20 protein-coding genes and 1 pseudogene are annotated in these 26236 nt (G+C 72.7%); 11 read left to right on the forward strand and 10 right to left on the reverse strand.

The genetic code is table 11. From position 1 onward, the window contains the following. Window positions 1-16: 16 nt before the first annotated feature. Window positions 17-1342, forward strand: coding sequence for a ricin-type beta-trefoil lectin domain protein (locus IOD16_RS22530; protein WP_236594285.1), 1326 nt, complete (start codon window positions 17-19; stop codon window positions 1340-1342). A 141-nt stretch (window positions 1343-1483) separates the two neighbouring features. Here the strand turns inward: IOD16_RS22530 and IOD16_RS22535 are convergent, their stop codons facing one another. After that, on the reverse strand, window positions 1484-4363 hold the full coding sequence (locus IOD16_RS22535) for a glycoside hydrolase family 3 protein (RefSeq protein WP_201436017.1): 2880 nt from the start codon (window positions 4361-4363) through the stop codon (window positions 1484-1486). A 197-nt stretch (window positions 4364-4560) separates the two neighbouring features. Here IOD16_RS22535 and IOD16_RS22540 point away from each other — a divergent pair, with 197 nt between their 5' ends. The 9 genes and pseudogenes from IOD16_RS22540 (at window position 4561) to IOD16_RS22575 (ending at window position 13850) form a co-directional block, all read left to right on the forward strand. Beyond that, window positions 4561-6240 carry an extracellular solute-binding protein gene (locus tag IOD16_RS22540; protein WP_201436018.1) on the forward strand — a complete coding sequence of 560 codons (1680 nt, stop codon included), beginning with the start codon at window positions 4561-4563 and terminating at the stop codon, window positions 6238-6240. After that, window positions 6237-7184, forward strand: a complete 948-nt coding sequence (locus IOD16_RS22545; RefSeq protein ID WP_201436019.1) for an ABC transporter permease — start codon at window positions 6237-6239, stop codon at window positions 7182-7184. The genes IOD16_RS22540 and IOD16_RS22545 overlap by 4 nt, the downstream gene beginning before the upstream one ends. After that, on the forward strand, window positions 7181-8158 hold the full coding sequence (locus tag IOD16_RS22550) for a carbohydrate ABC transporter permease (protein ID WP_123747115.1): 978 nt from the start codon (window positions 7181-7183) through the stop codon (window positions 8156-8158). Before IOD16_RS22545 ends, IOD16_RS22550 begins: the two co-directional genes overlap by 4 nt. A gap of 69 nt (window positions 8159-8227) precedes the next feature. After that, complete coding sequence (locus tag IOD16_RS22555; RefSeq protein ID WP_201436020.1) at window positions 8228-9268, forward strand: LacI family DNA-binding transcriptional regulator; 1041 nt, start codon at window positions 8228-8230, stop codon at window positions 9266-9268. Between the two features lie 80 nt (window positions 9269-9348). Next, window positions 9349-9528 carry a hypothetical protein gene (locus tag IOD16_RS22560; protein ID WP_201436021.1) on the forward strand — a complete coding sequence of 60 codons (180 nt, stop codon included), beginning with the start codon at window positions 9349-9351 and terminating at the stop codon, window positions 9526-9528. Further along, a complete protein-coding gene (locus IOD16_RS22565; protein ID WP_201436022.1) occupies window positions 9525-11486 on the forward strand; it encodes a beta-galactosidase in 1962 nt (653 codons plus the stop codon). Before IOD16_RS22560 ends, IOD16_RS22565 begins: the two co-directional genes overlap by 4 nt. An 84-nt stretch (window positions 11487-11570) precedes the next feature. Next, a complete protein-coding gene (locus IOD16_RS22570) occupies window positions 11571-13070 on the forward strand; it encodes a glycoside hydrolase family 43 protein (protein WP_201436023.1) in 1500 nt (499 codons plus the stop codon). A 30-nt stretch (window positions 13071-13100) separates the two neighbouring features. After that, window positions 13101-13214: pseudogene (locus tag IOD16_RS41545) on the forward strand (hypothetical protein); the annotation flags it as partial. Then, complete coding sequence (locus tag IOD16_RS22575) at window positions 13209-13850, forward strand: hypothetical protein (protein WP_442978130.1); 642 nt, start codon at window positions 13209-13211, stop codon at window positions 13848-13850. The pseudogene IOD16_RS41545 and the gene IOD16_RS22575, both read left to right, overlap by 6 nt. A 91-nt stretch (window positions 13851-13941) precedes the next feature. Here IOD16_RS22575 and IOD16_RS22580 read toward each other — a convergent pair whose 3' ends face one another. Both IOD16_RS22580 and IOD16_RS22585 read right to left on the reverse strand, forming a co-directional pair. Beyond that, window positions 13942-15264 carry a cellulose binding domain-containing protein gene (locus IOD16_RS22580; RefSeq protein ID WP_201436025.1) on the reverse strand — a complete coding sequence of 441 codons (1323 nt, stop codon included), beginning with the start codon at window positions 15262-15264 and terminating at the stop codon, window positions 13942-13944. A gap of 322 nt (window positions 15265-15586) precedes the next feature. Continuing rightward, on the reverse strand, window positions 15587-17701 hold the full coding sequence (locus IOD16_RS22585) for a glycoside hydrolase family 36 protein (RefSeq protein WP_201436026.1): 2115 nt from the start codon (window positions 17699-17701) through the stop codon (window positions 15587-15589). A gap of 120 nt (window positions 17702-17821) precedes the next feature. Between IOD16_RS22585 and IOD16_RS22590 the strand changes: the two genes are divergently transcribed. Then, complete coding sequence (locus IOD16_RS22590; RefSeq protein WP_201436027.1) at window positions 17822-18805, forward strand: acetylxylan esterase; 984 nt, start codon at window positions 17822-17824, stop codon at window positions 18803-18805. Between the two features lie 20 nt (window positions 18806-18825). Here IOD16_RS22590 and IOD16_RS22595 read toward each other — a convergent pair whose 3' ends face one another. The 7 genes from IOD16_RS22595 to IOD16_RS22625 all read right to left on the reverse strand — a co-directional run bounded on the left by IOD16_RS22595 (window position 18826) and on the right by IOD16_RS22625 (window position 26115). Next, window positions 18826-20454, reverse strand: coding sequence for a cellulose binding domain-containing protein (locus tag IOD16_RS22595; RefSeq protein ID WP_236594286.1), 1629 nt, complete (start codon window positions 20452-20454; stop codon window positions 18826-18828). Window positions 20455-20849: 395 nt separating this feature from the next. Beyond that, the gene (gene larE / locus IOD16_RS22600) at window positions 20850-21659 is read right to left on the reverse strand and encodes an ATP-dependent sacrificial sulfur transferase LarE (RefSeq protein WP_201436028.1); all 810 of its coding nucleotides are present in this window, start codon (window positions 21657-21659) and stop codon (window positions 20850-20852) included. Continuing rightward, entirely contained in the window at window positions 21659-22807 is a 1149-nt protein-coding gene (gene larC, locus IOD16_RS22605) for a nickel pincer cofactor biosynthesis protein LarC (RefSeq protein ID WP_236594287.1), read from the reverse strand. The genes larE and larC overlap by 1 nt, the downstream gene beginning before the upstream one ends. Then, entirely contained in the window at window positions 22804-23487 is a 684-nt protein-coding gene (gene larB, locus IOD16_RS22610; RefSeq protein WP_236594288.1) for a nickel pincer cofactor biosynthesis protein LarB, read from the reverse strand. The genes larC and larB overlap by 4 nt, the downstream gene beginning before the upstream one ends. A 60-nt stretch (window positions 23488-23547) precedes the next feature. Further along, window positions 23548-24519 (reverse strand): aldo/keto reductase, encoded by a 972-nt coding sequence (locus IOD16_RS22615; RefSeq protein ID WP_201436030.1) that lies wholly within the window; start codon window positions 24517-24519, stop codon window positions 23548-23550. Beyond that, complete coding sequence (locus tag IOD16_RS22620; protein WP_201436031.1) at window positions 24519-25370, reverse strand: fumarylacetoacetate hydrolase family protein; 852 nt, start codon at window positions 25368-25370, stop codon at window positions 24519-24521. The genes IOD16_RS22615 and IOD16_RS22620 overlap by 1 nt, the downstream gene beginning before the upstream one ends. A 10-nt stretch (window positions 25371-25380) precedes the next feature. Next, a complete protein-coding gene (locus IOD16_RS22625) occupies window positions 25381-26115 on the reverse strand; it encodes a FadR/GntR family transcriptional regulator (protein ID WP_201436032.1) in 735 nt (244 codons plus the stop codon). Window positions 26116-26236: the final 121 nt, after the last annotated feature.

Consider the following 26236-nt stretch of genomic DNA (forward strand, 5'->3'; position numbering starts at 1 on the left):
GAACGGAAGCACTCACGTGTCAAAGGACAACCGCCCCCGCCGGCGTTGGGCGCTGATCGGCGCCGCCGCAGCGCTCCTGCTGACCGGCGCGGGCGCCGACGTCGCCGGCGCCGCACCCGCACCCGCGCCGGCACCCGCCTCGTCCGACGTCGCCGCCGCCGCCGCGACCCCCGGGTGCGGCAAGGCGCCCACCCTGCGCAGCGGCACGCACACCATCCAGAGCGGCGGCAAGACGCGCAGCTTCATCCTGAGCGTCCCCGACAACTACGACAACACCCGTCAGCACCGGCTGGTCTTCGGCTTCCACTGGTTGGGCGGCACGATGGACCAGGTCGCCTCGGGCGGGAGCGACGGTGACGTCTACGCCCACTACGGGCTGCGGCGGCTGGCGAACAACACCGCGATCTTCGTCGCGCCCCAGGGCCTCAACAACGGCTGGGCCAACTCCGGCGGCGAGGACGTCACCTTCGTCGACAACATGATCAAGCGGATCGAGGACGACCTCTGCGTGGACACGACGCAGAGGTTCGCCCTGGGCTTCAGCTACGGCGGCGCGATGAGCTTCTCGCTGGCGTGCTCGCGGCCGACCGCCTTCCGCGCGGTCGCGGCCATCGCCGCGCCCGGCTCGATCAGCGGGTGCAGCGACGGCACCCAGCCAGTCGCCTTCATGGGCATCCACGGCATCTCGGACAACATCGGCGCGGGACGCGGGCTGCGGGACCGGTTCGTCCGGAACAACGGCTGCACGACGCAGAACCCGCCGGAGCCGGCCCGGGGCAGCAACACGCACATCAGCACCACCTACTCCGGGTGCCGCACCGGGTACCCGGTCGTCTGGGCCGCGTTCGACGGCGGTCACCAGCAGGGACCCGTGGACGGGTGCGCGGGCTGCGAGAGCGGCGCGAGGAGCTGGGTCAAGAACGAGGTGTGGCGGTTCTTCACCGGGGAGCAGCCGCCGACGCCGACCACGTTCCGCCTGCGCGGTGAGGCCGCCGGCCGGTGCCTGGACGTCAACGGGGCGAACTCGGCCAACGGCACCCCGATGATCATCTGGGACTGCAACAGCGGCACGAACCAGCAGTTCAGCCAGAACGGCAAGGCCCTTCAGGTGCTGGGCAAGTGCCTGGAGGCGCCCGCCAACGCCGCCGCGGGCGCGCGGGTGCGGATCTGGGACTGCCAGGGCGGCACGAACCAGCAGTGGAACCTCAACACCAACGGCACGATCAGCAACGCCCAGAACGGGCTGTGCCTGGACATCACCGGCGCCGGCACGACCAACGGCACCGCGGTGATCCTGTGGAACTGCCACACCGGCGCCAACCAGCGGTGGGCGCGGGCCTAGCAGCCGGGTTCGGGGCGGCCCGCGAACGCGCGGACCGCCCCGACTCGTCACCACCGACCGATCGCCACCCGGCCGGCCGGCACGCGGCCACCCGGCACCCAACCCGCCGGCACGCGGCCGGCCGGTGTGTCCTGGTCGAGGTCAGGCGGGATCCGGTGCTGCCGCGGTCGCTTCACCGTCGGCGGCCGGGGGCGAGGTGGTGAGGCGGAACCCGGCGAGCCGGAAGTCGCCGTGCAGGCTCAGCCGCAGGTCGTGGACCCCGTCCACCGCCCCCCGCAGCCGCGTCGCCGCCTTCGTCCACGTGTAGAGGTCGCCCGTCACCGGCACGTCGACCACGCCGAGTGACCGGTCGGCCAGGTGGAACTCCAGCCGTGCCTGCCCCGAACCGGCCACTCGCGCCACCTCGACCTCGACGCCGACCGCGCCGGTCAGGTCCGCGGCGCGGAACAGCAGCGTCGCGGGCAGCGCCGGGTCGACCGGGGCGACCGCGTCACCGGTGGCCCGGGTCGCGTCGACGAGCACGACCCCGGAGTAGTCGTCGAAGTCGACGGCGCGGGTGTCCCGGTCGAGCACAGCGCGGGGCGCGGGGTCCTCGCCGGTGACGGTGAGCCGCGCGACCAGGACGTGGTCCTCGGCGGACCGGGCGACGACGATCTCGTAGTCACCCGGGTCGACGGTGAAGGCACCGCGGTCGACGTCCCAGTGGGCGAGCCGGTCGACGGGCAGCCGGAAGGTCAGCGCCTCGCTGTCCCCCGCGTCGACGCGGACCTTGCGGAAGTCGACGAGGCGCAGCCTGGGCGCCTCGTAGCGGGCGGCCGTCGCCCGGGCGTAGACCTGGACCACGTCGCTGCCCGGCCGCGCGCCGGTGTTCGCCACCGTCACCGAGACGTCGAGCGCCCCGTCCTGCGCCACGACCTCCGACGACAGGCGCAGGTCGCGGTAGGCGAAGTCGGTGTAGGACAGCCCGTGGCCGAACGGGTACAGCGGCGCGGTCCGGTGGTACTGGTAGGTCCACCCCGCCTTGATGACGTCGTAGTCGAGCGGGTGGGGCAGGTCGTCGTCGCCCCGGTACCAGCTCTGCGGCAGCCGGCCGGCGGGCTCGGCGTCGCCCAGCAGCACGGCGGCGAGCGCGTGACCTGTCTCCTGCCCGCCGTGGGATGTCCACACCACGGCGGGCAGGTGCTCATCGGCCCAGTCCAGGGCGTAGGGGTAGCTGCTCGTCACCACCAGGGCGGTGGCCGGCCGGACCTCGGCGACGGCGCGCAGCAGCGCCTCCTGCGCGGCGGGCAGCGAGGTGCCGGTGCGGTCCTGGGTCTCGCGACCGTTGATGAGCGGGTGGTTGCCCAGCACGACGATCGCGACGTCGGCGGCGGCCGCCGCGGCACGGGCCTCCTGCGCGCCGTCGCGCACGACCTCCCGCGACCAGCGCTCGGCGGCCCCGGGCGTCTCGGCGGTGACGACCACCCGGCCGTCTGCCTGGTCGACCGCCGCGTAACGGCCGGTCAGGACGTTGCGCAGGAGCACAGCGCCGTCGTCGTCCGCGACGGGCTCCAGCACGAACGTCTCGTGCACGTCCCAGCTCTTGACGCGCTCTTCCTCGACGACCAGCGAGCCGTGCTTGGCGCCGAGGTGGCGGCCGGTGTCGGCGGACCGCAGGGTCACCACGTCGTCGCCCCAGTCGGTGACGTCGAAGGCGGTGTCCCCGAGCAGCCGGCCGGTGGTGCGGGAACGCAGCTCGACGCGGTCCTCGCCCGACACCCGGACCACCTCGCCGACCGCCTCGGCCAGCCCGGCGGCGACGGTGACCCGGTACGGCATCGTGCCGCTGTACCAGTCCTCGTGCAGCACGTCGGCGAGCGGGCCGATGACCGCGACGCGGGGCGACGCGGCCCGGTCCAGCGGCAGCAGCCCGTCGTTCTTGAGCAGCACCACGGACTCGGTGGCCGCGCGGGCGGCGAGCGCCCGGTGGTCCGGGTGGTCGATCACGTCGGGACCGATCGAGGCGTACGGGTCGAGGTCCGGGTCGAACTCGCCGAGGCGGAACCGCAGCGCCAACTGCCTGCGCACCGCGCGGTCGACGTCGGCCTCGGTGATCAGGCCGCGGTCCAGCGCCTCCCGCAGCCGCCCGACCGGGGTGCCGCTGTCCAGGCCGTGGTCGGTGAAGCTGTCGATGCCCGCCTTGAGCGCGGCGGCGTGCGACTCCACGTGGTCGTCGAAGTAGTGCTCCAGGTCGACCAGGTTCGACGGCGCCTCCGCGTCGCTGACCACGAACAGCTCGTGCCCGGTCGGCTCGGCCCAGCGGCGCAGCTCGTCCTCGATCAGCGGGCTGACGTGGCACGGGCGGCCGTTGACCAGGTTGTAGGCGGCCATCGCGCCGGTCGCCGCGCCGGAGGCCACCACGGGCCGGAACGCCGCCAGGTCGTACTCGTGCAGCACGCGCGGTCGCACGCCGGAGGAGGTCGTGCAGCGGTCGTCCTCGTTGTTGTAGGCCAGGAAGTGCTTGAGCACGGGCGCGGCGCGCAGGAACCGGGGGTCGTCGCCCGCCATGCCCCGGCAGAACGCCTCGGCCAGCCGTGCGGTGTGCACCGGGTCCTCGGAGTAGCCCTCCTCGTTGCGCCCCCAGCGCGGGTCGCGCAGCAGGTTCACCACCGGCGCCCACGCCTGGAGGCTGGTCGGGGCGTCCCCGTCGGCCGGCGGGCGGTGCCGGTGGAAGGCGCGCAGCTCGACCGAGGTCGCCTCCGCCACCCGGCGCACCAGGTCCTCGTCCCAGGTCGCGCCCAGGCCCACCGCCTGCGGGAACGCCGTGGCGACGCCGAGCCACGACACGCCGTGCAACGCCTCGGAGCCGGTGCGGAAGGCGCCGACGCCCAGCCTCGGCACGGCCGGCGCGTGCTGGTGCAGCATCGCGATCCGCTCGTCGAGCGTGAGCCGGTCGAGCAGGTCGTCGACGCGCTTGCGCACGTCCAGGCCGGAGTCGTGGAACGGCAGCCGCTCGGTGGCGGGCAGGGAGGAGGAACTCACGCGGCACAACCCCTTGAGTCTGATCAGGTGAAGCGCTTCAACGCTGACATGGTGCCCGTGAGGCTGTCAATCAGGACGAACGGTCCGCATCTCAGCAGGGAACTGGCTCTTGCCGTGCGCCACGTCACATGATTAGTCTCCGGCATCGTCTAAGCGCTTCGACACACCGCTTTCAACGTAGAAGGGTGGACCCTGTCATGGGGATTGAGCTGAATCGCCGGAGGTTCCTGAGCGTCACGGCCTCGGTCGCGGGACTCACGGCCATGGGTGGCCTGCTGTCCGCTTGCGGCGGCGGCGTGGAGCAGAAGACCGGCGCGAACAGCGAAGCCCTCAGGTCCGCGCTGCCCAACTACGTGCCCAGCACCTCGATCGACCCGGACATCGCCTCCATCGCCGGCGGCCCGGACGTCCTGACCGACCCCGGCTTCCTGTCCTACCCGTCGAACCGGGTCGCCACCGTGTCCGGTGTGCCGGGCAAGGGCGGCAGGTACACGACCGTCACGCCCCTGTGGGGCACGATCCCGCCCTCGGACAACTCGTTCTACCAGGCGATGAACAAGGCGCTGGGCGTCACGCTCGACATGAAGCCCGCCGACGGCAACAACTACGCCACGATCATCCCCACGATGACCGCCGCCAAGCGGCTGCCCGACTGGATCCAGCTGCCGACCTGGTGGAACTCCAACTTCAGCGTCGGCGAGCTGGCCGGGTCGCAGCTCGCGGACCTGACGCCCTACCTGTCCGGCGACAACATCAAGCAGTACCCCAACCTCGCGGCCATCCCCACGGGCGCCTGGCGGGCCGGCGCCTGGGGCGACAAGATCTACGGCATCCCGTCGTTCTCCAGCGGGTACGTCGTCGCCGGCACCACGTTCTACCGCCGCGACGTCCTGGAGGCCAGGGGCATCACCGCGGACCAGGTGAAGTCCGCCGAGGATCTGATGGACCTGGGCAAGGAGCTGACCGACGCCAAGGGCGGCGTGTGGGCCTTCGACGACGTGTGGACCTACCTGTTCCCGTCGTGGAACGTGCCGCTCAAGTGGCGGGTGGAGAACGGCAAGCTGATCCACAAGTACGACCTGCCGGAGCTGCTGGACGCCCTGGAGTGGCACCACCGGCTCGCGACCTCCGGCTACCTGCACCCGGACGCGCTGGCCGGCAACAACGCCGACGGCAACGTGCGCTTCTACTCCGGCAAGGTGCTCATCAGCGGCGGCGGCACCGGCGCCTGGAACGCGGCCGACCACCAGTCCGGCACGGCCGCCAACCCGAACTTCCGGCGGGGCTCCCTCGACTACTTCACCGCGGACGGCAAGGGCGACCCGCTGGTCGAGATGGGCTCCTCCACCAGCATCATGAGCTACCTCAACAGCAGCCTGAAGCCGGAGCAGGTCGAGGAGCTGCTGGCGGTCGCGAACTACCTGGCCGCGCCGTTCGGCTCGGTGGAGTACACGCTGGTCAACTTCGGTGTCGAGGGCGTGCACCACACCATGGTCGACGGCGTGCCGACCGCCACCGAGGAGGGCAAGAAGAACGTCCAGGCGCAGACCTTCCCGTTCCTGGCCTCGCCGCCCGCCGTGGTCAGCAACCCCGGCTCGGACACCGTCACCAAGGACCTCACCGCCTGGCAGGCCGCGAACGTCAAGCACCTGCGCAAGCCGGTGTTCTGGAACATGAACATCAGCCTGCCGCGGTCGATGGCCACCGCCGACGCGGCGCAGGCCGTCGAGGACGCCATCAAGGACTGCTACCACGGCAAGAAGAAGGTCGCGGAGGTGAAGGAGGCCATCACCACCTGGAAGTCCAGCGGCGGCGGCGACAAGCTGGTCCAGTGGATGGACGAGAACGTGCTGCAGAAGTACGGGACCGGGCAATGAGCTCCGTGACCACGGAGCCGCCCGCGCGCAGGAACAAGCTGAGCCTGCGGGCGAGGCTGCGGCGGGACCGGTCGTTGCTGCTGATGACCGTGCCCGCCGTCGTCCTGCTCCTGGTCTTCAACTACGTGCCGCTGTTCGGGCTGCTGACCGCGTTCCAGGACTACAACCCGCTGGTGGGGGTGTGGAACAGCGAGTGGGTGGGCTTCGACCAGTTCACCACCCTGTTCGGGGACTCGCTGTTCTGGGGCTCGCTGACGAACACGCTGTACCTCAGCTTCGTGCAGCTGATCCTGTTCTTCCCGATCCCGATCGCGCTGGCCCTGCTGCTCAACTCGGTGCTCAGCGAGCGGTTGCGCAACCTCATCCAGTCCATCGCCTACCTGCCGCACTTCTTCTCGTGGGTGCTCGCGATCACGATCTTCCAGCAGATGTTCGGCGGTGCGGGGCTGCTCAACCAGTTCCTGCGCAGCAACGACGTCGGCACCTGGGACATCATGACCAACCCGGACACCTTCGTGCTGCTGGTCACCTCGCAGGCGATCTGGAAGGAGGCCGGCTGGTCGATCATCGTCTTCCTCGCCGCGCTCGCCGCCATCAACACCGACCTGTACGAGTCGTCGGCGGTGGACGGCGCCGGGCGGTGGCGGCGGCTGTGGCACATCACCCTGCCCGGAATGGCCGGCGTCATCATGCTCATGCTGGTGCTGCGCCTGGGCAACGCGCTCACCGTCGGGTTCGAGCAGTTCCTGATCCAGCGGGAGGCGGTCGGCCACGAGGCGGCCGACGTGCTCGACACCTTCGCGTTCTACTACGGCATCGCCACCAACAACTACAGCTACGGGGCGGCGGCCGGGTTGTTCAAGAGCGTCATCTCGCTGCTGCTCATCTGGGGCGCGAACAAGCTGGCGCACGCCTTCGGCGAAGACGGGTTGTACCGGAAATGACCGAGACGCTCAGCATCGAACGCACCGAGGACCGGCGCGAGACCGCCGGGCGCAGGCCCGTCCGGCAGCGCAAGCGCGCCACCCGGCCGGCCTGGGAGGAGCCCCCGACCGCGGCCGGTCAGACCGCCAAGGGCCTGACCCTGGGCGTGGTCGTGGCGGTGGTCCTGGTGCCGTTGTGGATCATCGTCGTGACCAGCCTGTCCACCCAGGCGGCGGTCAACCGCGCGGGCGGCCTGGTGCTCTGGCCGACCGACGTGACCTTCGAGGCGTACCGCGTGATGCTCGGCGACTCCACGGTGCGCAACGCGCTGCTGGTCAGCCTCGGCATCACCGCGGTCGGCACCGCGGTGTCCATGGTCGTGTCGATCCTGTGCGCCTACGGCCTGTCCCGGTCCGGCTCGGTGGCCCACCGCTTCATCCTGGTGCTGCTGATCCTCACCATGTTCGTCAGCGGCGGTCTGATCCCGACCTTCCTGGTCGTCACCGAGCTCGGCGGCTACGGGCAGTGGTGGGCGCTGATCCTGCCCAGCGCGGTGTCGGTGTTCAACATCCTGGTGCTGCGGGCCTTCTACTCGGACACCTCGGCGGACCTGATCGAGGCGGCGCGGATCGACGGCGCCGGCGACTGGCGGATCCTGTGGTCGATCGTGCTGCCGACGTCACGGGCGGTGACCGCGGTCGTCGCCCTGTTCTACGGCGTGGGCTACTGGAACTCGTTCTTCAACGTGATGCTCTACATGCCGACCGACAGCGAGAAGTGGCCGCTGCAGTACGTGCTGCTGACCTACGTCAACCGGGGCAACGGGCTGCCCGGGTCGGTGAACTCCGGCTTCGGCTCGCAGTTCGCGCAGACCGCGCCGCTGTCGTTGCAGATGGCGGTGGTGGTGCTGACGATCGTGCCGCTGCTGCTGGTGTACCCGTTCATGCAGAAGCACTTCCGCGTCGGCGTGCTCACCGGGGCGGTCAAGGGCTGACCCGGCACACTAGGCGCACGCGGGCGCCGCAGCGGGCCCGGGAAGAACGAGAAAGCAGGAGCATCACGCATGGTGACACTCGCCGATGTGGCCAGGCACGCGGGCGTGTCCGCCAGCACGGTCAGCTACGTGCTCAGCGGCAAGCGCTCGATCTCCGAGGAGACCCGACGCCGCGTCGAGCGTTCGGTGGCCGAGCTCGGCTACCACCCCAACGCCGGCGCCAGGGCGCTGGCCGCGAAGCGCTCCCACATAGTCGCCCTTGTGGTCCCGCTGCGCGCCGACGTGTACGTGCCGATCATGATGCAGATCGCCATCTCGGTCACCGTGACGGCCCGCCAGCACGGCTACGACGTGCTGCTGATCACCAACGACGAAGGACCGGAGGGCGTGCGCCGGGTCGCGCTGAGCGGGCTGGCGGACGGCGTGATCCTGATGGACGTCGGGTTGGCCGACGAGCGCATCCCGGTGCTGCGCGAGCTGCGCACGCAGGCCGCGCTCATCGGCCTGCCCGACGACCCGAGCGGCCTGTCCTGCGTGGACCACGACTTCGCGGCGGCGGGCGCGTCGTGCGCGGACCACCTGGCCGACCTCGGTCACCGGGAGGTCGCGTTCATCGGGTACGGCTCTGGGGTGTACCAGCGGCACGCCGGGTACGCCGAGCGCACCCTGATGGGCTTCCGGGAACGCGCCGAGGAGCGCGGCCTGAGGTTCGTGCACCGGCCGTGCGAGGGCACCTACGAGAGCACCGCCGGGACGTTGGCCCGCATCCTCGCCGACCGGCCGGACACCACGGGGTTCGTGGTGCAGAACGAGGGCGCGATCGGCCCGCTGCTCAGCCTGCTGCGCATCAGCGGGCGGACGGTGCCCGAGGACGCCTCGGTGATCGCGCTGTGCCCCGAGCTGCTCGCCGAGCAGTACGCGCCCGCGCTGACGGCGGTCACCGGCCCGGCCCAGGAACTCGGCCGGGTCGCCGTCGAGCAGCTCCTGCGGCGGATCGCCGCCGCCGGCCGCGACGAGGTGCCGGACGACGAGCTCACCCTGCTCCGCCCCGTCCTGACCGTCCGGGAGAGCACCAGCCAGCACCGCAGCCGGACCCCGAGCTCGTCCTGAGACCCGCGAGCGGGCTCCTCCCGCGTCCGCCGCCCCGGCCTCCGGGCGCGACGGACCACCACCACCGCCAGGAGCGCCGAATGCACCTCCGCGAGCTCGGCGACGCCCTCGAACGGCGCGTCGACGACCTGCCCGGCGGCACGCCGGAGATCGGCCTCGCCGAGCACCGCGCGACCCCGGTCGACGGCATGCCGACCGAACGCATCCCCCTGGTCGTGCGCGACGGCGCACGGCTGCCACGGCACGAGGAGCAGGCATGACGACCCGGAAGCTGACCGGACGGCTCGACGGGCTCGCGTTCGGCGGCGACTACAACCCCGAGCAGTGGGACGAGGCGGTCTGGGCCGAGGACGACGAGCTGATGCGCCGCGCGCGGGTCAACCTCGCCACGGTCGGCGTGTTCTCCTGGGCCCTGCTGGAACCCGAGGAGGGCCGCTACGACTTCGCCTGGCTCGACGCCCACCTCGACCGGCTGCACGCGGGCGGCGTCGCCGTCGACCTGGCCACGCCGACCGCCTCCCCTCCCCCGTGGTTCACCAGGGCGCACCCGGACGCGCTGCCGGTGACCGCCGAGGGCGTCCGGCTCGTGCACGGCAGCCGCGACACCTACTGCCTCGCCGCGCCGGCCTACCGCGACGCGGCCCGCCGGGTCGCCGCCGCCCTCGCCGAGCGCTACGGCCGGCACCCGGCGGTCGCGCTGTGGCACGTGCACAACGAGTACGCCACGCTCTGCTTCTGCGACCACGCCGCCGCCGCGTTCCGCACCTGGCTGCGCGACCGGCACGGCACGCTGGACGCCCTCAACGAGGCGTGGGGCACGGCGTTCTGGAGCCAGCGCTACCACTCGTGGGACGACGTCCTGCCGCCGCGCGCCACGCAGTGGCACCACAACCCGGGGCAGTCGCTGGACTTCCGCCGCTTCTTCTCCGACGTGGCGCTCGCCGCCTACCGGGAGCAGCGCGACGAGATCCGCGCGCACAGCGACCGGCCGGTGACCACCAACCTGATGCTGCCCGGCTACCAGAACCTCGACCTGTGGGCGTTCGGCCGCGAGCTGGACTTCGTGACCATCGACCACTACCCGGACCGGCCCGGCCTCGACGCGGCGGCGGACACCGCGTTCGGCGCGGACCGCGCCCGTTCGCTCGGCGGCGGCCGGCCGTGGTTGCTCATGGAGCAGGGCGCGAACACCGTCTACGCCGAAGGCCGGGTGCTGCCGAAGGACCCGGGCGACATCTTCCGGCACACGCTGGGCCACATCGCGCGCGGCTCGGACGGCGCGTTGTTCTTCCAGTGGCGCCAGTCGAAGGCGGGCGCGGAGACGTGGCACTCGGCGATGGTGCCGCACGCCGGACCGGACAGCCGGATCTTCCGCGAGGTGCGGGCGCTCGGCGAGGCGGTCGCCCGGCTCGCCGAGGTGGCCGGGTCGACCGTGACCGCCGAGGTGGCCGTGCTGCACGACGCCGAGGCGTGGTGGGCGTCGGAGGCGGACGGCCTGCCCTCGCCGGAGCCGGGCTACCACTCGATGCTGCGCCGCGCGCACCGGGCGTTGTGGGACGCGGGGGTGGTGACCGACTTCGCCCACCCGGAGCACGACCTGAGCCGCTACCGGCTGGTGCTGGCGCCGGCCCTGCCGCTGGTGACCGACGCGGGCGCGGCGAACCTGCGGCGTTACGTCGCCGGCGGCGGCACCCTGCTCCTGCAGCACTTCGGCGGCGTGGTCGACGAACGCCCCCACGCCCGTCTCGGCGGCTACCCGGCCGGGCCGCTGCGCGAAGCCCTCGGCGTCCGGGTCGAAGAACCGCGCCCGCTGCGGCAGGGGGAACGCGTCGCGCTGTCCGACGGCTCGCACGGCACCACTTGGAGCGAGTACCTGCGCCTCGACGGCGCCGAGGCCGTCTCCGCCTACACGCACGGGATGCTCGCCGGCCACCCGGCGCTCACCCGCCACTCCTTCGGCGACGGGCGCGGCTGGTACCTCTCCACCGTCCTCGACACCGACGACTACGGCGCGCTGGTCCAGCGGCTCCTGGGCGAAGCCGGCGTGGTCCGCGAGTGGCCGCCCGGCGTGGAGGCCGTCACCCGGGGCGGGTGGTGCTTCCTGCTCAACCACGGCGGTGACGCCGTCCCGCTCCCCCGGGCCGCGCACGACCTGCTCACCGGCGGCCCCCTGACCGAGCTGCCGCCGCACGGCTGCGCCGTGCTCCGGATGCCCTGACCCCCGCCCGACCCGTCGACCACACCGTGCGCCGCGCCGCACCGGTGCGCTGGAGCGCGCCCCGACCACGAAGGACCTGATGGGATGTCACCGGACCGCAGCACGTTCGCCAACCCCGTGATCGCGGGCTTCCACCCCGACCCGAGCGTCTGCCGCGTCGGCGACGACTACTACCTCGTCTGCTCCAGCTTCGAGTACTTCCCCGGCGTGCCGATCTTCCACAGCCGCGACCTGGTGCGCTGGACGCAGCTCGGCAACGTGCTCGACCGGCCCGGGCAGCTGCGCCTCCCGCTGGACTCGCCGTCGTCCGCCGGCGTCTACGCGCCGACCCTGCGCCACCACGACGGCCGGTTCTGGCTCATCACCACGAACGTGAGCGGTGACGGCAACCTGCTGGTCAGCGCCACCGACCCCGCCGGACCGTGGTCGGACCCGGTCCTGCTGCCCGACCTGCCCGGCATCGACCCCGACCTCGCGTGGGACGACGACGGCAACTGCTGGTGCACGGTCGCCGGGGTGTCCCAGGTGCGGATCGACCCGCTCACCGGGCAGGTGCTCGACGCGCCGCGGCGGATCTGGTCGGGAGCGCCCGGCGCGAAGGCCCCGGAAGCGCCGCACCTGTACCGGATCGGCGAGTACTGGTACCTGCTGATCGCCGAGGGCGGCACCGAACGCGGCCACGGCGTCTCGGTCGCCCGCGGCCGCACGCCCACCGGCCCGTTCGAGCCCTGCCCGGCCAACCCGGTGCTGACCCACCGGGGCACCGACCACCCGATCCAGAACACCGGGCACGGCGACCTCGTGCGGGGGCCGGACGGCTCGTGGTGGCTGGTGCTGCTGGGCGTGCGGCCGGGTGGCGGGACACCCGGCTGGCACGTGCTGGGCCGCGAGACGTTCCTCGCCCCCGTCACCTGGGTGGACGACTGGCCGGTCGTCGGACCGCTGGAGCCGGAGGGGACCGTGCCCTGGCCGTTGGGGGCGGAACGGGGCGCGTCGGGCCGCGACGACTTCGACCTCCCGGTGCTGCACCCGTCCTGGATCTCGCTGCGCGACCGCCGGGAACGGCACTGCACCACCGGGGAGCGCGCCGGGTGGCTGACCCTCCACGCGCGCGGCGAGTCCCTGGACGAGCGCGACGTCGTGTTCGTGGGCCGCCGCCAGCGCCACCGGTCCTGCCGGGTGCGCACGCTCGTGGACGCCACCGGCGGGACGGGCGGTCTCGCGGTGCGGCTGGACGAGGAGCACCACTACGAGATCGAGGCGACCGCCGGCGAGGTGCGGGTGCTCGCCCGCGTCGGCTCGCTGAAGGCGGTGGTGGCGTCCCAGGCGGCGCCGGCCGGACCTCTGGTCCTCGGCGTCGAGGTGCGCGAGGAGAAGACCCTCCGGGACGCGCGCACCGGACCCGACACCCTGTCCTTCGGCATCGACGGACCGGACGGGACGTTCACCGCCCTCGCCACCCTCGACGGCCGCCACCTCTCCACCGAGGTCGCCGGCGGCTTCACCGGCCGGGTCATCGGCCTGTACGCCACCTCGGGCGCCGTCCACTTCGACTGGGCCGACGACGAGCCGCTCGACAGCTGACCGGCGTCCCGCACGGGCGGGTCCACCGTCGTCCGGGTCGGCGATTCCGTGTGGTCCACCTGGGAGCCGGAGAACGGCCGGTTCGACCTCGACCGGGTCCGGCCGGTGCTCGACGGCGCGAACGAGCGCGGCATCCCGGTGGTCCTCGGCACCCCACCTACGCGGTGCCGCCGTGGCTGTCCCGGCAGCACCCCGAGATCGCCGCCGAACACGCCACCGGGCAGCGCGAAGTTCTTCGAGCACACCGCGAAGTCCGGCGCCATCACCGCCAAGACGATCCTGCTCAACCTCAACGGCACGTCGTTCACCGGCCTGTACCAGGGCAGCACGAAGCTGGTGCGCGGCCGGGACTACGCGGTCGAGGGTGACCGGGTCCCCCCTGACCGCCGCGGCGCTGACCAGGCTGAGCGGCTCGCGGGGCTCCGGCACGAACGCGGTGCTGACGGCCCGCTTCTCCCACGGCGTGCCGTGGCGGTTCTACGTCATCACCTACGACACCCGGTGCTGTCCGACGCCACCGGGACGACGTCCTCGTTCGCCATCCCGACGGCCTTCCGCGGCGACCAGCTCGCCACGATGGAGGCCGGGTACGACGACGGCGCCGACGCGGGCCCGAACGACTGGACGTCCTGCAAGGAGTACGACCGGACGTTCACGCCCGACTACCCGGGCGGTCGGACCGCGCTGACGCCGGAGTTCTTCGCCTCCGTCAGGGACGACTCCCGGGTGACGTACCACGTCACCAAGTCGGGCGGGGCGGTCACCGGCACGACGGCTTGACCCGGGGGCGCGTCGACGAGGAGGACCGCCGAAGGCCGTGACCGGCCTTCGGCGGTTCCCTCCCGGTCGCTTGCCGGCGCGACCGGTGGTGTCAGGCGACGCTGCAAGCCGCGCCGTTGAGGGTGAACGAGGACGGCTCGCCGGCGTTGCCGGTGTGGTTGGCCTGGAAGCCGATGCTCACCGTCGCACCGGGGGCGATGGCGCCGTTGTAGGAGACGTTCCTGGCCGTGACCTGTCCCGACGCGGGCGAGTAGGAGGCGTTCCACCCGGAGGTGATCGTCTGCCCGCCCGGCAGGGTGAACACCAGCGACCAGCCGTTGATCGGCGCGCTGCCGGTGTTCGTGATGGCGATCTCCGACGTCAGACCGCCGTTCCACGCGTTGACGGTGTCGGTCACCCGGCAACCGTCACCGGGCGGGTTCGTGGTCGTGGTGGTCGTGGTGGTGGTCGTCGTGGTCGTGGTGCTGGTCGTGGTGGTCGTGGTGGTGCCGGGGCCGCCCTGGAACTGGGAGATGAACTTCCAGGCCTCGCCCTTGGTCCAGGTCCGGATGCCGCTCTCGGTGTAGGTGCCGTCGACGGGGCCGGGCATGTGGCCGTTGTCGAACGCGGCCCACTGCACCGGGTACCCGGCGCGGCACGAGTACGTGGTCGTGATGTGGGACATGCTGCCGTTGGCCGGCTCACGGGGACTCTGCGGCGTGCACCCGTTGTTCGCCACGAACCGGTCGCGCAACGACCGGCCCTGCGAGATGTTCAGCACGTTGTCGGTGATGCCGTGCATGCCGAAGTACGCGATCGGCTGGCTGCCGCCGCTGCACCCGCTCAACTGCGCGCCCGCGTACACCACGACCGCGCGGAACACCGTCGCGCGGGCACACGCCAGCGCGTAGCTCATGCCGCCGCCGTAGCTGAACCCCATCGCGAACCGCAGCGCGGTGTCGACGCAGAGGTCCGCCTCGATCCGCTTGAGCATGTCGTCGGTGAACACCACGTCCTCGCCGCCGGAGTTGGCCCACCCGTTGCCCAGGCCCTGCGGCGCCACCAGGATCGCGCTGTTGTTCGACTGCTCCTGCATCCCGTAGTACGACCACGCCGTCCCGCTGGTCCCGCCCGAGGACACGTCGTTCATCGTGCCGCCACGCCAGTGGAACCCGAAGATCAACCGGTAGGGACGGGTGTTGTCGTAGCCGTCGGGCACCCGCAGGATGAAGCTGCGGCTCTTGCCGCTGCTCTGGATCGTGTGCGTGCCGCTGCGCAGCGTCGGGGTCTTGCCGCAGCCCGCGCTCGACGCGAGTGCGCCGACCTGCGCGGCCGGCGCGGTCTCGCCGAGCCCTCCGCTCAACGCCGTGCCGGTCGCCGCCGCGGTGAGGAGCACCGCCGCCAACGCGGGCCCGAGAAGCCTACGCGTGATCATCGAAGACTCTTTTCTGCCGTTCCTGCATCGAGTGCGTGGTTGGCGGTCACCACGCGGGGCGGAGTCGCGCGGTGACCGGATCGCGGGAGCCGCACCGGATCGGCCCCGCGCGGACCACCGTCCTCGATGGGAGGTCGCGCCCGGGCGCACTCCCGGCCGGCAGGTTCGAAATTTTCGACGGAAAAACCTTCACTTTCGAGCCAATCTAGCCGGCGACTCGGGCGGTGGTCAACGCCGCGGAAAGCTAAAATTGTTAGCGCTCACTTCACGTGGACCAGACCACTCAGGCCCTGGAACCAGGTTTGCACGGTGAGCAATCTTGTTAACGCAAACAAAGCCTCGTCAGCACGGCGGACGGCGCCGTCGGCAGCGCGAGCACCAGTTCGGCCCGGTCACCGTGCCACGTCGTGGCGGCCCCGCCGGCACCGGGGTAGAGCAGGTCGACCACGACGTCCGCGCCGCGCAGGTGCGGCAGGCGCAGCGTCACCGCGCCCTCCGCGCCGGGTCGCCGCCACGCGGCGAGGTAGGTGGTGTCGGGTGTGCGCAGGGCGAGCGCGATCCACGGGTCGTCCCAGGCGGGCAGACCGAGCGGCCAGGCGGGCACGGCCAGCGGCAGGTCGGCGCGGATGTCCTTGTACACCGCCACCGCCTCGTGCACGAGAGCACGGGCCTCGGGGCGGAGCTCCGAGATCCGCCCCGACAGGTGCATCCGGCCGAGGAGCGCGTTGACCATGGTGAAGGCGACCTCGTCCAGCGAGTCCTCCGGCTGCGGGTAGGCCCACACCGCGCCCTGCTCCGGGGTCACCGCGGTGGGCGCGGCGGCGGCGATGGGCGCGTAGAGCACCAGGTCCTGCTGGTCGCTGGTGGACTGCACCTGCATCCGGGACAGCAGCGCGTGGTCCATGCGCATACCGCCGGAGGCGCAGTTCTCCAGCACCAGGCGCGGGTGGCGGTCCAGGACGCCGTCGAGCCAGTCCAGGTGCGCGCGGTTGTGGCCGAGCAGGCCGGCGCCGGGGTTGTCGCCGGTGCCGGGACCGGCGTCGATGTTGTGGTCCAGCTTGAGGTACCCGACGCCCCACTCGCCGACCAGGCGGTCCACCACCCGGTCGAGGTGGGCGCGGGCGGCGGGTTGGCGCAGGTCGAGCTGGTAGCGGCCCGCCTCGACCACGCGCACGCCGTCGCGCCGGAAGAACGCCTCCTCGGGCAGCGCGTCGGCGACCGTGCTGCGGACGCCGACCACTTCCGGCTCCAGCCACAGGCCGGGCACCATGCCGCGGTCCCGGATGCGGTCCAGGACCTCGTGCAGGCCGCGCGGCCCGGGGAAGCGGGAGCGCGAGGCCTCCCAGGGGCCGACGGTGTCCCACCAGTTCTCGGTCTCGTCGGCGTACCAGCCGGCGTCGATGACGAAGTGCTCCGCGCCCGCCTCGGCCGCGGCGTCCACCAGCGGCAGCAGCTTGGCCGTGGTGGGGTCGCCCATCAGGCAGTTCATGTAGTCGTTGAAGATGACGGGCAGGCTCTCGTGGTCGGGGTGGGGTCGACGCGTCGCACGGCGGTAGTCGGTCAGCGCGGCGAAGGCGGTGTCGGGCCCGCCGTCCGCGCCGAACGCGAGGGCCGCGGGCACGGTGCGGAACTCCGCGCCCGGTTCGAGGTCGTGACGCCAGCCGTGGTGGCTGTCGCAGGGGCCGAACACCGCCAGGTAGGCCGACTCCTCGCGTTCGCCGCACTCCCAGCGCCAGCCGCCGCCGTTGTGCTCCACCTGCCACAGCCACGTCCGGCCGGTCCGGCGGTCGACCAGGCCCCCCATCGGCAACCGGCCGCCGCTGGACCAGGCGCCGACGCCCGCCAGCACGAACGCGCCCCGTCCGTCGGGGGTCCGCACGCGCCCGTTGAGGGCGGGCGAGGTCAGCCGCAGCGGGCTGCGCCGCCAGCGGCACTCGGCGAGCCAGTCGTTGTCCGCCCACAACAGGTCGGCGTCGTCCAGCGCGTCCGCCCACCCCGGGGTGAGGCACCCCACCGCGAGCGAGCTGACCGCCTGGAGCGGGAGGACGGTCTCGCCCTCGTTGCGCAGCAGGACCTCGCCGCGCAGCACGGGCACACCGTCCGGCGAGCCGTAGACCACCTCGGCGACCAGGCCGGTCACCGGGTCGTCGAGTTCGACGACGAGCGTGTGCCACCCGTCCTCGTGGGTCGAGCGGTGCGCCCGGTAGCGGAGCCGCTCGCCGATCGCGGTGTGGATGAAGCGGTCGCCCGACCAGGTGCGGCCGTGACCGACCGCCGTCACGGCCACCAGCGGCACCGGCGCACCGGGGTGGCGCCCACCCGGCGCGTCACCGGGCGAGCCGAGGCGGGTCAGCCGGAGGACGCCGTCCCCGCCGAGGCCGAGCTCGACCGCCAGGCTGCCGTGGCCCCAGTGGATGACGCGCGGTTCGTCGGTCACGATCACTCCTTCTGTTGAAGCGCTTGAACAGTCTCATTTGGGGGTTTGGCGATTGACAGGGTGGCTGGCCGAATGCGAACGTCGAAGCGCTTCACCACTGGCCACCCGAAGGGACTTCGCATGCCGCTGACGGACTCCCCGCAGGACGAGCTGATCCACTACCGCCCGGAGTCGAGCCCACCGCCGGACTTCGACTCCTTCTGGGCGCTCACCCTCGCGGCGGCGCGCACGCGTGGCGGGTCCGTGGAGGTGGAGCGGGTCACCGACCGGCACCTGCTGCGCTCCGTCGAGGTGGACGACGTCCGGTTCCCCGGCTGGAACGGCGAACCGGTGGCCGCCTGGCTGCTGCGCCCGCGCGGCGCCGAAGGCCCGCTGCCCGTCGTCGTGACCTACATCGGCTACACCGGAGGTCGCGGCCTGCCCACCGACCACCTGCTCTGGTCGGCCGCCGGGTACGCGCACCTCGTCGTCGACAGCCGCGGCCAGGGCCACGACACGCCGGACACGACGGAGGGCAACGGCACCCAGTGGGCCGAGGGCTTCATGACCCGCGGCGTCGACTCCCCCGAGCACTACTACTACCGGCGTCTCATCACCGACTGCGTCCGGGCGGTGGACGCGGTCGCCGACCTGCCCGGGCTGGACCACCGGCGGGTGGTCGTCACCGGCGGGAGCCAGGGCGGCGGTCTGGCGCTCGCCGTCGCGGGGCTGGCGCCGGACGACGTGGCCGCGGTCATGCCGGACGTGCCCTTCCTGTGCCACTACCGCAGGGCGGCGGAGATCAGCGGCGAAGGGCCGTACGAGGAGCTCGCGAAGTACCTGCGCTGGCACAGCAGCCGGCACGTGGAGCGGACCTTCACCACGCTGTCCTACTTCGACGGCGTCCACTTCGCCCAGCGGGCCACGACGCCGGCGCTGTTCAGCGTCGGCCTGATGGACCCGATCTGCCCTCCTTCCACCGTCTACGCGGCGTTCAACCACTACGCGGGCGAGGACCGGACCATGACCGTGTGGCCCTTCGCCGACCACGGGGGCGGCTACGGCTCCAACCCGGTCGAGCAACTGGCCTGGTTGCGCGAGCGCGGACTCGGCGTGCCGGCCTGACCGGCACACCCGCCTGCCGGTCAGGTGGTGCAGGCCGCGCCGTCGAGGGTGTACGACGCGGGTTTGGCCGCGTCGCCCGTGTGGGTGGCCTGGAAGCCGATGCCGACCGACGCGCCCGGTGCGATGTCGCCGTTGTAGGAGACGTTCCTGGCCGTCACCTGCCCGGAGGACGGCGAGTAGCTCGCGTTCCAGCCCGAGGTGATGGTCTGCCCGGCGGGCAGGGCGAACGCCAACGACCACCCGGCGATGGGCGCGGACCCGGTGTTGGTGATGGTGATGTCCGAGGTCAGGCCGTTGCCCCAGGCGTTCACGGTGTTCGTCACCCGGCAGGAGCCGCTCGGCTCCGGGGTGGTGGTGGTCGTGGTGGTCGTCGTCGTGGTCGTGGTGCTGGTAGGCCAGCCGGACCCGGACGCCCGGTAGACGACGGTGCCGTGGGCGGGCACGGACGCGGAGATGTTGCCGCTCGTCCCGGTGACCGCGTCCGTCCAGACGTCCCGCAGGGTGAACGACACGCCTTCCAACCCGACGGAGAAGCCGTTGGTGGACACCGTGGTCGTCGTCGAGCCCTGGTTGAACAGCGCCACCGCGACCTCGCCGTTGGACAGCCGCTTGGCCAGCACGCGGCGGGTGCCGTCGTTGGAGACCTCGATGGCCTGCACCCCGAGCGGGTCCTGGTTGATGGCGATGAGGTTGGCGTTCTTGAGGATCGTGGTCGTGGCCGCGTTCATGTTGCGCAGGTCGTTGCCGGCGATGAGCGGTGACGCCATGACCGCCCACAGGGCGAAGTGGCTGCGCATCTCGGTGTCGGTCATGCCGCCGCGGCCGACCTCCATCATGTCCTGGTCGTTGAACGCCCCCGGCTTGGCGTAGGACCACAGGGGCACGGTGACGTTGACGATGTTCTGCACGCCCATCGGGTAGCCGTTGGTCTGCCCGGTGTCCCACTTGTTGGTGATGTCCTCGGTGGTGCGCCACATGTTCGCGATGTCGCCCCAGTTGCGGCGGGGCCCGGTCTTGTCGTGGATGCTGTTGGAGTTGATGCTGTAGACGATCGGCCGCCCGGTGGCCTTGAGGGCGTCGCGCATCTTCGCGAAGGTGCGCACCTGGTCGTCGATCGTGCCGCTGGGCGAGCACCAGTCGTACTTGAGGAAGTCCACGCCCCACGCGGCGAACTGCCGGGCGTCCTGCGCCTCGTGGTTCAGGCTGCCGGTGGCGCCGGGGTAGGAGTCGAAGTACTGCGCGCACGTCTCGGCCAGCGGCGCCTGGTAGATGCCGAACTTGAGGCCCTTGCCGTGGATGTAGTCGCCCAGCGCCTTCATGCCGCTGGGGAACCGGCTCGGATCGCCCTGGAGGTTGCCCGACGAGTCGCGGTTGGGGTTCATCCAGCAGTCGTCGACGACCACGTACTGGTAGCCCGCTTCACGCATGCCGGAGCTGACCATCGCGTCGGCCATCTGCCGGATCAACGCCTCGTTGATGTTGCAGCCGAACGTGTTCCACGAGTTCCACCCCATCGGCGGGGTGCGCGCCACGCCGTTGTCCAGTGCTCGGGCGGGCTCGGCGTTCAGCACCGTCACCATGCCCGCCGCCACCAGCAGGGCCGCGGACACGGCGTGCACGACGCGATGTCGCCGGGATGGGTGTTCCATGGTCTCGGGTCCCTTCGCTGTTCGGTGTCGTGGCTCGCGCGACGCGCGGCGGCCCAGCGTCGTCCGACCGACACCGACGGGGTCGGGTCGCGGACGGCGGGCGACCCCGATTGCCAGTCGAATGTAGCGACGCGCGATTCGGCCGGTCAAAGCTAAAGATGTGAGCGTTCACTTTAGCCACCGGCCGTCGACCGCGAGCTGCTCCGTCCAGCCCAGCGGCCCGGCATCCCCGCCGGAACCCGGTGCGGGGCAAGCGGATCCGGGACGAGGACGACGGCACGGGCGGCCACCGCGCCGGGGAGACGCGCTCTGCCGATCCGCGTTCGCGCCGCCCGCACGGCCGCGCCCGGCTGGTCGGTGCTCCTGTCAGGCCGCCCGGACGCGCGGGACCGGGTTCACTCGTGGTTCAGGGCGCCCGACCGGAACACGGCCAGTTCGACGCCCTCGAAACCCGCCGCCCGGACGATCTCCGCCAGGGCGGGCGCGAGCTCGGGCCGGTCGACCAGGTGCGGGTCCAGCTCGACCCGGCCCGTGTCGCCGAGGTCGCGCACGCGCAGGTCCCGGGTCGGGGCGCCCGCGTCCGCCAGCCACGCCCGGACCGCCACCTCGGCGCGTTCCACCCTGGCCAGGCGGGCGGGGGTGATCGCCACCCCGTAGCGCACGCGGCTGGCCAGGCAGGGCATCGCCGGTTTGTCCCAGGTGGACAGTCCCCAGTGGCGGCTCACCGCGCGGACGTCGGCCTTGGTCAGGCCGAGGTCGCGCAGCGGGGTGCGCACGCCGATCTCGTCGCCGGCGCGGATGCCCGGCCGGAACGGGTCGTGCGCGTCGTCGGCGTTCACACCGGTCGCCACCGAGGCCACACCGTGGTCCCGCGCGACGGCGGTGATGGTGTCCAGCACGGTGGACTTGCAGAAGTAGCAGCGGTCCCGGCCGTTCGCCGCGTACGAGGGGTTGTCCAGCTCCGCGGTGCCGGGCGCCAGGTGCCGCACGCCGAGGCCGGTGGCGAACGCGACCGCGTCGGCCAGCTCGGCGGCGGCGAGGCTCGCGGAGTCGGCGGTGACCGCGAGCACCGCGTCGGGCCCCAGGGCGCGCGCGGCGGCGGCGAGCACGAGCGCGGAGTCCACGCCGCCGGAGAAGGCCACGGCGACCGGGCCGACCTCCGCGAGGTGTCCCACGAGCCGTGTGGCGGCGGTGCTGGTGTCCATCAGCGCTCCTCGGTGCTTCGCGCGGCCATCCCGAGCACGGTGCGCAGCGGCAGACCGGTCTGCCGGGCGACGGTGACGGCGTCGTCGTACTCCGGTTTGCCGTGGTGCGGCCCGTGCTTGCGGCGCACCGGCATCCCCCGGACCTGCACGGTGTCGGTCTCCCGGGGCTGGGCGTCCCGCCGCACGGTGGTCCGCCGCACGCCCAGCGTGCCCGTCTCCACGAGCATCCGGCGCTCGATCCCGTCGGCGGCCTCCGGTGTCGCCAACGCGTGCAGCACGTGGCCCGGCCTGCCCTTCTTCATCGTCACGGGGGTGATCCAGCTGTCCAACGCGCCCGAGTCGAGCAGCAGCGCGACGACGTACCCCAGGACCTCCCCCGTCACGTCGTCCAGGTTCGTCTCCAGCACCACCAGGTCGCGCACGTCCGCGGGCTCCCGGTCGCCGAGCCGGACGACGGCCACGTTGGGCCGGTCGGGCAGCGTCCTGGTGCCCACGCCGTAGCCGGTGGACCCCATCCGCATCGCCGGCGCGGGGCCGTAGTCGGCGCCGATCGCGAGCAGCAGCGCGGCGGCGGTCGGGGTCACGGTCTCGCCGGTCAGGCTGGTGCCCACGACGCGCGCCCCCGCCAGCAGCGCCGAGGTCGCCGGGGCCGGGCACGGCAGCACACCGTGCGCGGTGCGGACCGTCCCGGCGCCGATCGGCAACGCCTCGCAGTGCACGGCCCGCACGTCCAGGGCGCGCAGCGCGGCGGCCACGCCGACGATGTCCACGAGGGTGTCGTGACCACCCAGCTCGTGCAGGTGCACCTGATCGGGCTCCTCGCCGTGCAGGCGTCCTTCGACCTCGGCGATGGCGCGCAACGCGGCGACCGCCACCTCCGCCACCTCCCGGTCGCGCACCCGGGTCGCCATGGCGATCAGCTCGCCCGCCTTGCGGCTCGTCGCACCGTCGGTCACCGACACGGTCGCGCGGCGGCCGGTGAGCCCGTGCGTGAGCACCGGCGTGACGGCCAGGTCCCAGCCGGTCAGGCCGGTGTCGGCGACGGCCGCCCGGACCGCCTCCAGCGGCGCGCCCGCGTCCACCAGCGCGGCCAGCAGCATGTCGCCGGCCAGCCCGGTGAACGGGGAGATCACGCAGACCCGGCTCACGGCGTCCTCCGCCCCGCCACGCGGGCGAGCCGGAACGCGGCCATCGCGGCGCCGAAGCCGGAGTCGATGTTCACCACCGTGATGCCCGCCGCGCAGGACGCGTGCATCGCCAGCAACGCGGTGACACCCTCCAGCCCCGCGCCGTATCCGGTCGAGGTGGGCACGGCCACCACCGGGCAGGCGACCAGGCCGCCCACCGCGCTGGCCAGGGCACCCTCCATCCCCGCCACGACGATCACGGTGTCCGCGGCCCGCAGCCGGTCCTGCTCGGCGAGCAGCCGGTGCAAGCCAGCCACGCCCACGTCGGTGACCGTGGTGACGTCCAGGCCGGTCGCGGCGGCCACCGCCGCGGCCTCCCGCGCCACCGGCAGGTCCGCCGTGCCCGCCACGGCCACCACCACGCCGAAGCCGAGCGACGCCGCCGGACGCCACACCAGCAACCGCGCTTCGCGGTCGTACGCGCCGTCCGGCACGGCGGCCAGCACCGACGCCGCCACGTCGTCGTCCACGCGCGTGGCCAGCACCGGGCCGTCGTTGTGCCGCAACAGCGTCCGCACGATCCCGCTGATCTGCTCGGGCGTCTTGCCGCTGCCGTAGATCACCTCGGGCAGCCCCTGGCGCGCTTCGCGATCGACGTCGACCCTGGCGAAGCCGAGGTCGACCACGTCCGGTCCGGCCACGTTCATCCTCCTCGCGCGACCGCGGCAGGCGCGCGCGTGCCGGGTTCGCGCCTGATCATGTCACCCCGACGCGTCGAGTTCCGCCCACAGCGCCTCCGGGATCGCGGTGGCGGCGTGCGCGATGTTCTCGGTGACTTCCCGCGCGCTGCGCGCGCCCACGACGACGCTGGTCACCGCCGGGTGCCGCAGCGGGAACCGCAGCGCGGCGGCGGCCGGCGCGACGCCGTGCTCGGCGCACCGCTCGGCCAGGGCGCGGACTCGCCGCCACACGTCCTCCGTGGCGGGTGCGTAGTCGTAGGTGGCGCCGGGGACGGGGTCCGCGAGGATGCCGCTGTTGAAGACACCGCCGACGATGACGCCCACCTGCCGCCGCGCGCACAGCGGCAGCAGGTCGTCGGCCGCCGTGCGGTCCAGCAGGGTGTACCGGCCGGCCACGAGCACGCAGTCGACGTCGGTCTCGGCGACGAACCGGGTGAGCATCGCCGTCTGGTTCATCCCCGCGCCGATCGCCCGCACCGCGCCCTCGGCGCGCAGGCGTTCCAGCGCGGGGTACGCGCCGGTGACCGCCTCCTGCCAGTGGTCGTCCGGGTCGTGGATCAACGCGATCTCGAAGGAGTCGAGGCCGGACCGCTCCAGGCTCTCCGAGAGCGACCGGTAGACGCCCTCGGCGCTGTAGTCGCGCACCCGGACCAGGCCCTGGTCGTCGTGGAAGCCCTCACCGCCCGCCGTCGCCTCTCCCGGCACCAGAAGCCGGCCGACCTTGGTCGACACCGTGGGCTCCGCGCGGGGCCGGGTGGCCAGGAACGCGCCGAGGCGTCGTTCGGCCAGTCCGGCGCCGTAGTGGGGCGCGGTGTCGAAGTAGCGGATGCCGGCCGCCCACGCCGCCTCCAACGCGGCGGTCGCCTGGTCCTCGCCCACCGCCGAGTACAGGCCGGCCAGCGGCGCGGTGCCCAGGCCGAGGCGGGTCACGGTGACGTCGGAGCGGCCCAGCGGCACGCGTTCGGCGAACCACGGCCTCGCCGGGGACGCCATCACGCCTGTCCGAGGACGTGGCGCTGCCGGCCCAGCCCCTCGATCTCGGCCTCGACCACGTCACCGGCGCGCAGGTAGGGGAAGTCGTTCGCGCCGAACGCGACGCCGGCCGGGGTGCCGGTGTTGACGACGTCCCCGGGCTCCAGCACCATGAACTGGCTGAGGTACCACACGACGTGGCGCACGCCGAAGATCATGTTCTTGGTGTGGCCGTCCTGGCGCGGCTCGCCGTTGACCCGCAGCCGCATCGCCAGGTCCTGCGGGTCGCCCACGTCGTCGGGCGTGACCAGCCAGGGGCCGAGCGGGTTGAACGTCTCGCACGACTTGCCCTTGTCCCACGTCCCGCCGCGCTCGTGCTGGAACGCCCGCTCGGTGACGTCGTCGGCGATGGCGTAGCCCGCGATGACCCCGTCCGCGTCGGCCGGCGAGTCCAGGTAGCGCGCGGTGCGGCCGATGACGACCGCGAGTTCGACCTCGTAGTCGGTCTTCACGCTGCCGCGCGGGACGAGCACCGTGTCGTCCGGACCGACGACGGTGTTCACCGCCTTCAGGAAGACCACCGGCTCGGCGGGCGGCGGCGTCCCGGTCTCGGCAGCGTGGTCGGCGTAGTTGAGCCCGACGCAGACGACCTTCCCGGGACGGGCGACGGGAGCGCCGACGCGCTGCCCGGCGAGGTCGACGACGGGCAGCAGGCCGTCGGCCAGGGCCTGCCGGACCCGGTCCACGCCGCCGCCCGCCAGGAAGGCGCCGTCGATGTCGGCCGTGAGCGGGGTCAGGTCGTGCGCGACGTCGTCGGCGTCCAGGACGGCGGGCCGCTCGGCGCCCGCCGGGCCCACGCGGAGCAGTCTCATCGGGTTCTCCTCACTGCGGGTACGCCGGCGGCGGCGGGCCGTCGACGCCGGGCCGGGCGTCGCCATCCCGGTCGACGTGCTCGCGCAGCCAGCGCTCGGTGGTGGTGATGTGGACCAGGGCGGCGGCCTGCGCGAGGACGGCGTCCCGGTCGACCAGGGCGTGGTAGATCGCCTCGTGCTCGGCCAACGTGCGACTGGCGGCGTTGTCGTCGACCAGGCCGCGCCACACCCTGGCCCGGACCGTGGGCCCGGAGATGCCCTCCAGCAGGGTCGTCAGGGTGGCGTTGCCGGTGGCGGCCACGACCGCCCGGTGGAACGCGGCGTCGTGCTTGTTCAGCAGCTCCACGTCGTCACGGGCCAGGCGCATCGCGTGCAGGTGGCGTTCGACCTCGGCGAGTTCCGCCGCGGAGATGCGGGTGGCGGCGAGCCCGGTGGCGACCGGCTCGAACAACCGGCGCACCTCGGTCAGCTCCAACAGGGTGTCGCCCCTGAGCAGCTCCACCGCGGACGCGATGCTGCCGAGCAGCACCTCCGGCTCCAGGCTGGTCACGTAGGTGCCGTCGCCCCGCCGGATCTCCAGCACCCGCGCGACGACCAGCGCCTTGACCGCCTCCCGCATCAGGTTCCGGGACAGGCCCAGCCCGGCGGCCAACTGCTGTTCCGGCGGGAGCTTGGACCCCGGTGGCAGCTCGCCCGACTGGATCAGGTCCCTGATGCGGTCGATCGCCTTGTCGGTCAGTGACATGCGGTGGATCTCCCCGGAACGTGGCGTGCGCGCCGAGGCAGGCTAGCAAGACATCCTATCTCCGTGGAAGAGATGGGATGTGTCGCCGAAGCGGCAGATTCTCGCCACAGGGGATCCACCA

It is taken from the genome of Saccharothrix sp. 6-C, from assembly GCF_016695385.1.
Classification (GTDB): Bacteria; Actinomycetota; Actinomycetes; order Mycobacteriales; family Pseudonocardiaceae; genus Actinosynnema; species Actinosynnema texasense.

Coding starts and splice junctions, on each gene's coding strand:
- IOD16_RS22545 (WP_201436019.1), top strand. CDS start 6,237: ATGAGCTCCGTGACCACGGAGCCGCCCGCGCGCAGGAACAAGCTGAGC.
- IOD16_RS22595 (WP_236594286.1), bottom strand. CDS start 20,454: ATGGAACACCCATCCCGGCGACATCGCGTCGTGCACGCCGTGTCCGCG.
- IOD16_RS22590 (WP_201436027.1), top strand. CDS start 17,822: ATGCCGCTGACGGACTCCCCGCAGGACGAGCTGATCCACTACCGCCCG.
- IOD16_RS22570 (WP_201436023.1), top strand. CDS start 11,571: ATGTCACCGGACCGCAGCACGTTCGCCAACCCCGTGATCGCGGGCTTC.
- IOD16_RS22615 (WP_201436030.1), bottom strand. CDS start 24,519: ATGGCGTCCCCGGCGAGGCCGTGGTTCGCCGAACGCGTGCCGCTGGGC.
- IOD16_RS22580 (WP_201436025.1), bottom strand. CDS start 15,264: ATGATCACGCGTAGGCTTCTCGGGCCCGCGTTGGCGGCGGTGCTCCTC.
- IOD16_RS22625 (WP_201436032.1), bottom strand. CDS start 26,115: ATGTCACTGACCGACAAGGCGATCGACCGCATCAGGGACCTGATCCAG.
- IOD16_RS22565 (WP_201436022.1), top strand. CDS start 9,525: ATGACGACCCGGAAGCTGACCGGACGGCTCGACGGGCTCGCGTTCGGC.
- IOD16_RS22560 (WP_201436021.1), top strand. CDS start 9,349: ATGCACCTCCGCGAGCTCGGCGACGCCCTCGAACGGCGCGTCGACGAC.
- larE (WP_201436028.1), bottom strand. CDS start 21,659: ATGGACACCAGCACCGCCGCCACACGGCTCGTGGGACACCTCGCGGAG.
- IOD16_RS22550 (WP_123747115.1), top strand. CDS start 7,181: ATGACCGAGACGCTCAGCATCGAACGCACCGAGGACCGGCGCGAGACC.
- IOD16_RS22555 (WP_201436020.1), top strand. CDS start 8,228: ATGGTGACACTCGCCGATGTGGCCAGGCACGCGGGCGTGTCCGCCAGC.
- IOD16_RS22540 (WP_201436018.1), top strand. CDS start 4,561: ATGGGGATTGAGCTGAATCGCCGGAGGTTCCTGAGCGTCACGGCCTCG.
- IOD16_RS22620 (WP_201436031.1), bottom strand. CDS start 25,370: ATGAGACTGCTCCGCGTGGGCCCGGCGGGCGCCGAGCGGCCCGCCGTC.